The sequence below is a fragment of the Streptomyces collinus Tu 365 genome (assembly GCF_000444875.1).
Lineage (GTDB): Bacteria > Actinomycetota > Actinomycetes > Streptomycetales > Streptomycetaceae > Streptomyces > Streptomyces collinus_A.
Window position 1 is genome coordinate 5,452,323 of record NC_021985.1, and the last position, 11,965, is coordinate 5,464,287.

Annotated in this window: 3 protein-coding genes; all 3 read left to right on the plus strand. The window is 76.6% G+C overall.

The window, feature by feature from the left end:
* Positions 1-56 precede the first annotated feature (56 nt).
* The 3 genes from B446_RS23880 (at position 57) to B446_RS23890 (ending at position 11,962) form a co-directional block, all read left to right on the plus strand.
* Positions 57-281: an MbtH family protein gene (locus B446_RS23880; RefSeq protein ID WP_020941999.1), complete on the plus strand. Its 225-nt coding sequence runs from the start codon at positions 57-59 to the stop codon at positions 279-281.
* Between the two features lie 156 nt (positions 282-437).
* The gene (locus B446_RS23885) at positions 438-5,474 is read left to right on the plus strand and encodes a non-ribosomal peptide synthetase (protein ID WP_020942000.1); all 5,037 of its coding nucleotides are present in this window, start codon (positions 438-440) and stop codon (positions 5,472-5,474) included.
* Positions 5,471-11,962: a non-ribosomal peptide synthetase gene (locus tag B446_RS23890; RefSeq protein ID WP_020942001.1), complete on the plus strand. Its 6,492-nt coding sequence runs from the start codon at positions 5,471-5,473 to the stop codon at positions 11,960-11,962. The genes B446_RS23885 and B446_RS23890 overlap by 4 nt, the downstream gene beginning before the upstream one ends.
* Positions 11,963-11,965: the final 3 nt, after the last annotated feature.

The window sequence follows — 11,965 nt, forward strand, 5'->3', positions numbered from 1 at the left end:
CTGATAGCGCCGAGTTCAACCATGGGCCACACCTGACCGCACAGAAGGGACGTCCCATGGCCGAACAGAAGACCGACGAGGCCGTGTACCGCGTGGTGCTCAACGACGAGGAGCAGTACTCGATCTGGTGGGCCGACCGTCCGCTGCCGGCCGGCTGGCACGCCGAGGGCACCGAGGGCTCCCGCGAGGACTGCCTGGCGCGGATCGACTCCGTGTGGACCGACATGCGCCCGCTGAGCCTGCGCCTGCGGATGGCGGAGACCGGCCCCACGGCGGCCTGATCCGGCCGCACTCCCCGCACACCGCACCCCCGCACACCGCCCCCCCCGCACACCGCACCACCCCGCACAGCCCCCGCACCCCGCCCCCGATGCCACCCCGGGTGCCCGGCCCCCCAACCGACCGCCGATCCGGAAGATCCCGATGGAGGAGAGATCGTGAACGAGCCTGCGAAGTCGGGACGCGTCCCCGGCCGTCTGCTGCTCCCCGCGCTGTTCACGGCCCAGGCCGGGCGCACCCCCGACGCGCCCGCCCTGGTGCGCGCCGACGGCAGCGCCGTCCGTTACGCCGAGCTGGCCGAGCTGGCCGGGCGCATCGCCGCCCGGCTGCGCGCGGCTGGGGTGCGGCCCGGCGACTTCGTCGGGGTGTGCCTGCGGCGCGGGCCCGAGCTGGTCGCCGCGTTCCTCGGGGTGTGGCAGGCGGGCGGCGCCTATGTGCCGCTGGACCCGCAGCACCCGGCGGCCCGGCTCGAAGCCGTGCTGGAGGACACCGCGCACCCCGTGGTGCTCACCGAGCGGGCCACCGAGGACCGGCTGCCCGGCACCGCCCGGCACCGCATCACCGTGGAGTCCGTGGACCGCGAAGGGCCGTACGAGGAGGTCGGGTTCGCCGCCGACGGCGACCGCCTCGCCTACGTCCTGCACACCTCCGGCTCCACCGGCCGCCCCAAGGGCGTCCTGGTGCCGCACGGCGGCATCGCCAACCGGGTGCGCTGGCTGGCCCACCGCCACGGTCTGGACGCCGGCGACCGCATGCTGCTCAAGACCACGGTCGGCTTCGACGCGGCCGGACTCGAACTGTTCGCCCCGCTGATCTCGGGCGGCGCGGTCGTGCTGGCCCCCGAGGGCGCCGAGCGCGACCCGGCGGCCCTGCTGCGCACCGCGGCCGACCGGGGAGTGACGGTTCTGCAGGGCGTGCCCTCGCTGTACCGGCGGCTCGTCGAGGAACCGGGCTGGGAGCGGGCCGGCGGCCTGCGCCTGCTGTTCAGCGCGGGCGAGCCGCTGCACGCCGAACTGTGCCGGGCGCTCGCCGAGCGCGCCCCCGGCGCCGAGATCTGGAACACCTACGGGCCCACCGAGGCGTCCGTCGACATCACCGAGCACCGCTGGAACCCCGCCCAGGACACCGGCGCGGTGCCGATCGGGCGCCCCATCGGCAACATGCGGGTGGTCGTGCTGGACGCGGCGGGCCGCCCCGCCCCGGTCGGCGTCCCCGGCGAACTGCACGCCGGCGGTGTCGGGCTCGCCCTCGGCTACCTGGGCCGCCCCGGCCAGAGCGCCGAGCGCTTCGTGCCCGACCCGCACCGCCCCGGCGAACGCCTCTACCGCACCGGCGACCGGGTGCGCTGGCGGGCCGACGGCACCCTGGAGTACCTCGGCCGCCTCGACCACCAGGTCAAGGTCAACGGCGTGCGCATCGAGCCCGGCGAGGTCGAGGCCGCGCTCGCCGCCCACCCCTGGGTACGGGCCGCCGTCGCCGCCGCCGTACCGGACGGCAGCGGCGGGTACCGCCTCGTCGCCTGGGTGCAGTCCCGCGGCGAGGCGCTGCGCCCGCAGGAACTGCGCGCCTTCCTGCGCGGCGCGCTGCCCGACCCGCTGGTGCCGACCGCCTACGTCCCGGTCACCGAGTTCCCGCTGACCCCCAACGGCAAGATCGACCGGTCCGCGCTGCCCGACCCCGCCGACGCCTGCGCCGACACCGCGCACGTGCCCGTGCGCACCCCCGCCGAGCGCGCGGTGGCCGAGGAGTGGGCGCGGCTGACCGGCACCCCGGCCGACGAGATCGGCGCCCTGCACGACTTCTTCCAGCTCGGTGGCTCCTCGCTGATGCTCAACAAGCTCGCCGCCGGCCTGTCCCAGGCCGCGGGCCGCACCATCCCGGCGACCGCCCTGCTCACCGCCACCACCGTGGAGCAGCAGGCCGACCTGCTCGGCGCACGCGCCGCGGCCACCGCACCGCCCGCCGACGAGCCCGTGGGCCCGGTGCCGCGGGACCCGCGCGGACTGCCCCTGTCCCCGGGCCAGCAGGGCATGTGGCTGCTGGACCGGCTGCGCCCGGGCAGCGCCGAGTGGAACGCGCCGGTCTTCCTCACGCTGCCCGCCGTCTACACCGACGCCACCCTGCGCGGCGCCCTGACCGCGCTCGCCGAGCGGCACGAGATCCTGCGCACCCGCTACGCCCTGCGGGGCGCCGAGCCGGTGCAGATCACCGACCTGCCCGCCGAGTGGGAGCTGCGCACCGCGCGCGCCGACACCGCCGCGGAGCTGAACGCCCTGGTCGCCGAGGAGTTCGCGCTCCCCTTCGACCTGGCGTACGGGCCGGTGCGCCGGGCCCTCGCGGTCCGTGGGCGCGGCACCCTCACCCTCGTCCTGAGCATCCACCACATCGCCTGCGACGGCTGGACCTCCGTCGTCCTCGAACGCGACCTCGGAGCGCTCGCCGAGGCCGTCCACACCGGCACCGACGCCCGGCTGCCCGAGCTGCCCGTGCAGTACGCCGACCACGCCGCGCACCGGCGCCGCCGGCTCACCGACGCGTTCGTGGCGACCGAACTGGAGTACTGGAAGCGCAAGCTGGCCGGCCTCGTGCCGGTCGAGCTGCCCGCCGACCGGCCCCGCCCCGCCACCCGCGACGCGGCCGGTGCCGCCCACGTGTTCACGGTGCCCGCCCCGCTCGCCGAGCGGGCCGCCGCCCTCGGCCGCAGCTGCGGGGCCACCCTGCAGCAGACGCTGCTCACCGCCTTCGCCGCGCTGGTCGCCCGGTTCACCGGAAGCTGGGACGTCCCGGTCGGGGTGCCCGTCGCCGGCCGCTCCGGCGCCGAGGTCACGGACGTGGCGGGCTACTTCCTCAACACGCTGGTGCTGCGCTGCGACGCGGGCCCCGGCACGCCGTTCCGGGACGCGCTGGTCCGGGTCCGGGACACCGCCCGCGAGGCGTTCGCCCACCAGGAACTGCCCTTCGACCGGCTCGTGGAGGAGCTGGACGACACCCGCGACCCGGCCCGCACCCCGCTGTACCAGGTGATGTTCGACGTGCACGAGGAGGGCCGCACCGGCACCGCGGTCGGCGCCGCCGACGCGGACGCCTTCCGCGGCGCCTGGCGCACCGCCCGCACCGACCTCACCCTGGTGCTCCAGCGCCAGGCCGACGGCTCCCTGCTCGGCCTCGCCGAGTACGCCACCTCGCTGTTCGACACGGCCACCGTCGAGCGCCTGACCGCCTGCTGGGTCCGGCTGCTGGAGTCGGTCACCGACGACCCGGCCCGGCGCCTGGAAGAGGCCGACATCCTGCCCGCGGCGCTGCGCGCCGACCTGGTGGCCAGCGGCCTGGGCAGGCCGGAACCCGGCACCGGCACGGGCGCCGGCGCCCCCGAGGACACGACCGTGCACGCCGCGATCGCGGCCGTCGCCCGCCGCGCACCCGACGACACCGCCCTGGTCTGCGGCGACGAGACCTGGAGCTACGCCCGCCTGGAGCGCCGCGCCGGGCAGTTCGCCGCCCGGCTGCGCGGCCTCGGCGCCGGCCCCGGCGCGGTCGTCGCCGTCCAGCTCGGCCGCGGCCCCGACCTGCTCGCCGCGTTCCTGGGCGTCTGGAAGGCGGGCGCCGCCTACGTGCCCCTGGACCCGGCCGCGCCCGTCGAGCGCAGCACCCATGTGCTGGCCGACTCCGGCGCGCTGGCCCTGGTCACCGACGACGCGGGCGCCGAGCGCCTCTCCGGCCGGTTCTCCGGCGCCGTGCTCACCACCGGCTTCGCCGAGGACCCGGCCGGGACCGCGCCCGCGCCGCAGGCGCACGACGACCCCGACCGCCTCGCCTACGTGATGTACACCTCGGGCTCCACCGGCCGCCCCAAGGGCGTCGCGGTCGCCCACCGCTCGCTGCTCGCCATGCTGCGCGCCTCCCAGGCCCACCTCGACTTCGGGCAGGGGCCGGACGACGCCTGGCTGGCGCTCGCGCAGGTCACCTTCGACATCTCCTGCACCGAGCTGTTCATGCCGCTGGTGGCCGGCGGCCGGGTCGTGCTGGCCCGGGAGAGCGAGCAGCGGGACCACGCCGCGCAGCTGCGGCTGATGGACCTGCACGAGGTCAGCCACCTCCAGGTGGCCCCGCCGCACTGGCAGATGCTCATCGACGCGGGCCTCGGCCACCGCCCGGTGGTCGGCCAGACCGGCGGCGAGCCCTGCCCGCCGGTGCTCGCCCGCGACCTGTCCCGCCGCCTGATGCGGTTCATCAACGAGTACGGGCTCACCGAGACCACCATCGCCGCGACCCGCTGGGACGCCGACGACACGGCCGGCGCGGTACCGGTCGGCCACCCCTACCCGCACGTCACCGCACGCGTCCTCGACGAGCGGCTGCGGCCCGTGCCGTACGGCGTCACCGGCGAGCTGTGCGTCGGCGGCAGCGGGCTCGCCGTCGGCTACCACGGCAGGCCCGGCCAGACCGCCGCCGCGTTCGTGCCCGACCCGTACGGCGCCCCGGGCGCCCGGCTCTACCGCACCGGCGACCGGGCCCGGATGCGGCCCGACGGCACCCTGGAGTTCGCCGGCCGAGCCGACGGCCAGGTCAAGATCCGCGGCCGCCGGGTGGAGACCGGCGAGGTGCAGGCGGTGCTCACCGAGCACCCCGCGGTCGGCCAGGCCTTCGTCACCGTCCACACCGGCGGCTCCGAGGCAGCGCTGGTCGGCTACTTCACCCCCGCCGAGGGCACCGGCGGCCCCGCCGAGAGCGAGCTGCTCGACCACTGCGCCGTACGGCTGCCCGACTACATGCTGCCCGCGCTGCTGGTCCGCCTCGAACGGCTGCCGCTCACCCGCCACAACAAGGTCGACACCGCCGCGCTGCCCGTGCCGGACCTGGCCGCCGCCCTCGCCGACGAGCCCTACACCGCGCCCGAGGGCCCGGTGGAGGAGGCGCTGGCCGAGATCTGGGCCGAGGAGCTGTACGGGCCCGGCGCCACCCGCCGGGTCGGCGCCCGCCAGGGCTTCTTCCGGATCGGCGGCAACTCCGTGAAGGCGGCCCGGGTGATCGCCCGGATCCTGGAGGAGTTCGACGTGGAGCTGCCGCTGCGGGCCGTGTTCGAGCGGCCCACCGTGCAGGGCCTCGCCACCGCCGTCGAGGACGCCGTACGTGCCGAGATCGAATCGCTCACCGAGGCCGAACTGGCCCACGCCCACCGGGAGTACCAGCCGTGACCGCACCCACCGCGCCGACCGAGGACGAGCTGCGGGCCGATCTGCTGCGCCGCCGGCTCGCCGCCCGCAGGGGCACCACCCGGCCGCAGCCGGCCGCGATCCCGCCCGCCGACCGCACCCGGCCGCTCGTCCTGTCGTCCGGCCAGCGCCAGCTGTGGTTCCTGCACCAGCTCGACCCGGACAGCCCCGAGTACCTGCTGCCCATGGCGTACCGGCTGCGCGGCGCCGTCGACCCGGACGCCCTGCGCCGGGCCGTCGACGCCCTCGCCGCCCGCCACGAGATCCTGCGCACCCGCTACGTCCTCGACGGCACCGAGCCCCGCCAGGTCGTCGACCCGGCCGGACCCGCCGACTTCGCCGTGGTGGACGCCCGGGACCACGCCCCCGCCGACCGGGACGCCGAGGCCGTCGCCCGCACCGAGTCGGAGGCCGGCCGGCCCCTCGACCTCGCCACCGAACACCCACTGCGCGTACGGCTGTTCCAGCTCGCACCGGACGACCACGTACTGGTCGCGGTGGTCCACCACATCGCCTGCGACGCGATGACCCGGCCGCTGCTCCTGGACGACCTGTCCGCCTACTACACGGCCGCGACCGAGGGCCGGGACCTCGACGGACTGCTGCCCGAACTCCCCGTCCAATACGCCGACTACGCGGCCTGGGCCACCGCACGGCACGAGGCGCCCGCCGGGCGCGCGGGCCTCGACTGGTGGCGGGAGCGGCTGGCCGGGACCGGCCCGCTGGGGCTGCCCACCGACCGGCCGCGGCCCGCCGTCCGCGACTGGGGCGGCGCCGTCGCCGGCTTCGACGTGAGCGCGGACGTCGCCGGGCGGATCCGCTCCCTGGCCCAGGAGACCGGCGCCACCCCGTTCATGGCGCTGCTCGGCGCCTGGCAGCTGCTCCTCGGCCGGTACACCGGGAAGACCGACGTGTGCGTCGGCACCGCCGCCAGCGGCCGCACCCGGCCCGAGCTGCGCCGCATGGCCGGCTACGCCTACAACACGCTCGCCATGCGGGCGAGCTGGCGGCCCGGGACACCGTTCCGGGACTTCCTCGCCGACAGCCGGGGCGCCGTCCTGGACGCCTTCGACCACCAGGACACCCCGTTCGACCGGATCGCCGACGAACTGGAGCCCCAGCGCGACCTGTCCACCACACCGGTCTTCCAGGTGATGTTCGACCTGGTCGCCGGCGAGGGCACCGGCGGCCCCGCCCTGCCCGGCGGCCCCGCCCTGCCCGGCGTCACCGCCGCGCCGGTGCCCGCCGCCGGCCGCATCGCCCGCTTCGACCTCACCCTGCACCTCACCGAGCGCGCCGACGGCTCCCTGCACGGCAGCCTGGAGTACGCCACCGCCCTCTTCGACGACGCGACCGCCGAGCGCGTCACCGCCCACTACACCGCGCTGCTCGCCGCCGTAGCCGCCGCCCCGGACACCCCGGTCGCCGACCTGGACCTGCTGTCCGCCGCCGAGCGCGCCCTGCTGCTGGACGGCCCGGCCGAGCCCGTCGGCACCGACCGGCCGCTCGACCTCGCCGCCCTGCGCCCGGTGCCCGACACCATCGCCGCGCAGATGGCCGCCACCCCGGACGCCGTGGCCCTGCGGCAGGCGGACACCACCGTCAGCTACGCCGGACTCGACGCCCTGGCCGACCGGTTCGCGCGCCGCCTGGCCCAGCTCGGCGCCGGACCCGAGACCACCGTCGGCGTCCTGCTCGACCGCGGCCCCGACCTGGTCGCCGTGCTCCTCGGCATCTGGCGCGCCGGAGCGGCCTACGTGCCCATCGACCCGGTCTACCCGGACGACCGCATCGCCTACATGCTCGACCAGACGGCCACCACGCTCGTGGTCACCGAGTCCCGGCACGCCGAACGCTTCCAGGGGGTACGCCGGATCGTCGTCGACGACGCGTCCGAGCGGGCCGCGATCGAGGCCGCCGACGCCCCGCTGCCGCCGGCCCACGACCTCGACCGGCTCGCCTACGTCATCTACACCTCCGGCTCCACCGGCAGGCCGAAGGGCGTGCAGATCACCCACCGCGGTCTCGCCAACTACCTGGGCTGGACCGTGCGGGCCTACGCGAGCGCCGGCACCGGGGGAGCGCCGCTGTTCTCGTCGGTCGCCTTCGACCTCGGCGTCCCCGACCTCTACGCGCCCCTGATGACCGGGCAGGCCGTGCACCTGCTGCCGCAGGACCTCGACACCGCCGACCTCGGCGCGCTGCTCGCCGCGGGCGGCCCGTACGCCTTCGTCAAGCTCACCCCGGGCCATCTGCACCTGCTCACCCAGCAGTTGACCAACCAACAGATCGCGGCCCTGGCCGGACTCGTCATCGCCGCCGGGGACTCCTTCACCGCCCGGCTCGCCGAACGCTGGGCCGCCGCGGCCGGACCGCAGGGCACCCGGCTCGCCGCCGAGTACGGGCCCACCGAGATCACCGTCGGCAACTCCGCCTACTTCCTCGACGGGCCCGTGGCCACCGAACTCGTCTCCATCGGGCGCGCCATCCCGCACACCAGCATGTACGTCCTCGACGAGCGGCTGCGCCCGCTCCCCGTCGGCGTGCCCGGCGAGGTGTGGGTCGGCGGCGTCGGCCTCGCCCGTGGCTACGCGGGCCGCCCCGGCCTCACCGCCGAGCGCTTCCTGCCCGACCCCTACGGCCCGCCCGGCGCCCGCCTCTACCGCACCGGCGACGTGGCCCGCGTCCTGCCCGACGGCAACCTCGACTTCCTGGCCCGCGTCGACCACCAGGTCAAACTGCGCGGCTACCGCATCGAGCCCGGCGAGATCGAGACCGCCCTCGCCGCCCACCCCGCCGTCGCCGAGGCCGTCGCCCTGGTCCGCGAGGACACCCCGGGCGACCAGCAGCTCGTCGCCTACCTGGTGCCCGCCGAGGGCGCCGACGAGGAGGCGCTCACCCCGGCCGCGCTGCGCGACCGGCTCGGCGAGACCCTGCCGCCGTACATGGTCCCCACCGCCTACCTGCGCCTGGAGGCGCTGCCGCTGACCGGCAACGGCAAGCTCGACCGGCGCGCACTGCCCGCCCCGGGCCGGGCCGCGACCGCCGTCGGTGAGCACGTCGAGGCCCGGGACGACGACGAGCGGGCCATGGCCGCCGTGTGGGCCGAGGTGCTCGGCCTCGACACGGTCGGCGTGCACGACAACTTCTTCGACCTGGGCGGCGACTCGCTGCGCGCGGTCGCCCTGGTCGGCGCGCTGCGCGCGGCCGGCTGGGAGACCACCGTGCGGGACGTCTTCGAGCACCGCACCGTGGCCCGGCTGCGCGCCGCCGTGCCCCGCGACGGCGCCCCGGGCACCGGCGCCTTCGTGCCCGTCGAGCCGTTCGCGCTGATCGGCGCCGCCGACCGGGCCGCGCTGCCCGGCGACGTCACCGACGCCTACCCCCTCTCCCGCATCCAGGCCGGGATGCTCGTCGAGATGCACGGCGGCAGCGGCGAGAACCGCTACCACAACATCACCTCCTTCCGGATCCGCGACGACCTGCCCTTCGACCCGGACGCCTTCCGCCGCGCCACCGACCTGATCACCGAGCGGCACGAGGTGATGCGCACCTCCTTCGCGCTGGCCGGCTACTCCGAGCCGCTCCAGCTCGTGCACGCCGTCGCGACCATGCCCGTCGTCCACGAGGACCTGCGGCACCTGCCCGCCGGGCGCCGGCAGAGCGCCCTGTGGGAGTTCGCCGACCGCGACCGGGCCGAGCTGTTCGACCTCGCCCGCGGGCCGCTGATGCGGATGGCGGTGCACGTGCTGGACGACGAGAGCTGGTGGCTGTCCATCACCGAGTGCCACCCCGTCATCGAGGGCTGGAGCTACCACTCCCAGCTCATGGAACTCCTGCGCGCCTACCACGAGCTGAGCCGCGGCCGCGAGCCCGCGCCCGCCCCGCCCCGGCCCGCCGTCCGCTACGCCGACTTCATCGCCGCCGAGCTGCGCTCCCTGGCCGACCCGGCCGACCAGGAGTACTGGCGCGGGGTCGTCGAGGGCCACGAGAAGTTCACCGTGCCCGCGGGCTGGGCCGGCGATCCCGACGGGCCCGACGAGCGCTACCGCCTCGACCTCCCGCTCGACGCACTGGAGCCGGGCCTGCGGGCGCTGGCCACGGCCGCCGAGGTGCCGTACAAGAGCGTGCTGCACGCCGCGCACAGCAAGGTGCTGTCGCTGCTCACCCCGGCGCGCGCCTTCCGCGGCGGCATGGTCGCCGACGCCCGGCCCGAGCAGGCCGGCGCCGAGACGGTCTCCGGCATGTACCTGAACTCGGTCCCGTTCCCCTACGAGCGGGGCGCCCGCACCTGGGGCGAGCTGGCCCGGCAGGTGTTCGGCCGCGAGGTCGAGCTGTGGCCGCACCGCCGCTTCCCGATGCCCGCGATGCGGGTGCCCGGCGGCGAACGGCACCTGATCGACATCCTCTTCCACTACCTCGACTTCCACCAGGTCGACACCGAGCTGATCGACATCATGGCCAGCCGGGACGACAGCCCCAACGAGTTCCCGGTGGTCGTCGGCACCCCCGTGCGCGGCCACCTCTCGCTGGCCTCCCGCACCGGCACCCTCTCCCGCGCCGCCGCCGACCGGCTGCTGCGGCTGTACGCGGCCGTGCTCACGGAGATGGCCCGCGCGGGCGCCGACGGCGACTGCACCGGCGCCTTCCCGGACGCCCACGAACGCGCCCGGCTCAAGGCCCCCGCGCTGCCGCACCCCGACACCCCGGTGGACACCCTCGCCGCCTTCGAGGCACAGGCCGCCCGCACCCCGTGGGCGACCGCCCTGAACGGCACCGGCTTCACCGTGACCTACGGCGACCTCGACGCCCGCGCCAACCGCATCGCCCGCCGGCTGCGCGCCCTCGGCGCCCGCGCCGAGACCCGGGTCGCGGTCCTCCTCGACCGCGGCCCCGACCTGGTCGCCGCCCTCCTCGGAGTGTGGAAGGCGGGCGCCGTCCAGGTGCCGGTCGACCCGTGCACCCCCGACGCGCGGATCGCCACGGCGCGGATCGAACTCGCCGTCACGCAGGCGTCGTACGCCGACCGGCTGACCGCCGCCGCCCTGGTGCTCGCCGAGGAGGCGGCCCACGACGGCGACGGCTCGCCGCTCGGCCTGCGGCACGACCCGGACCGGCTCGCCTACGTCCTGCACACCTCCGGCTCGACCGGCACCCCCAAGGGCGTGGAGGTCTCCCACCGGGCGCTCGCCCACTACCTCGACTGGGCCGTGCGCGAGTACGCGGCCGCGGGCGGCGGCGGAGCGCCCTGGTTCACCCCGGTCGGCTTCGACCTCGGGATGCCCGCGCTGTACGCGCCGCTGATGACCGGGCAGCCCGTGCACGTGCTGCCGCAGCTCCACGAGACCGGCGACTTCGGCCCGCTGCTGCTGAGCCGGGCACCCTACGCCTTCGTCGGCCTCACCCCCGGCCACCTCGCCCTGCTGGAACACCAGTTGAGCGACCGCGAACTGGCCGGTCTGGCCGCGCTCGCGGTGTGCGCGGGCGACGCCTACCCGACCGCCCAGGCCGAGCGGGTGGCCGCCCGGATCGCCGCGGCCGGCGGCGGCCTGCAACTGGCCGCCGAGTACGGGCCCACCGAGGCCACCGTCGCCGCCACCTTCACCCGGGTGCGGCCCAGGACCGGGCGCAGCCTGGTGCCGCTCGGCTCCGCACTGCCCGGCGTCCTGGTCCGCGTCCTCGACGCCGCACTGCGGCCCGTGCCCGACGGCGTCACCGGCGAGGTCTGGCTCGGCGGCGAGGGACTCGCCCGCGGCTACACCGGCCGCCCCGGCCTCACCGCCCTCTCCTTCGTCCCCGACCCCTACGGCCTGCCCGGCACCCGGCTGTACCGCACCGGCGACCTGGCACGCCGGCTCGCCGACGGCACCCTGGAGTTCGCCGGACGCGCCGACCAGCAGGTCAAGATCCGCGGCCACCGCGTCGAGCCCGGCGAGGCGGAGGCGGCGCTCGCCGCCGACCCCGCCGTACACGACGCGCTGGTCAGCGCGGTCCCCGCGGCCGACGGCGGCCGGCGCCTGGCCGCCTGGGTCGTCCCGGCGGACGGGCGGCCCGTTGAGGTCGCCGCGCTCCGCGACCGGCTGCGCGCGGTGCTGCCCGCCGCCCTCGTCCCGGCCACCGTCACCGTCGTCACCGAACTGCCCCTCACCACCCACGGCAAGCGCGACCGCGACGCCCTCGCGCAGCGCGCGGCGACCACGGCCGCCGTCCACCCCTACGCCCCGCCGCGCACCCCGACCGAACACCGGCTCGCCGCCGTGTGGGCCGAGGTGCTCGGCCTCGAACAGGTCGGCGTCCAGGACGACTTCAGCGACCTGGGCGGCGACTCGCTGCTCGTACCGCCGCTGCTGGTGGCCGCCCGGCGGGCCGGACTCGCGCTGGACCTGCACCTGGCACTGCGCCACCACACCATCGCCGACACGGCCGCAGCCCTGGACGAGCGCGCCGACGACCCGCACACGGAAGGCTGACCA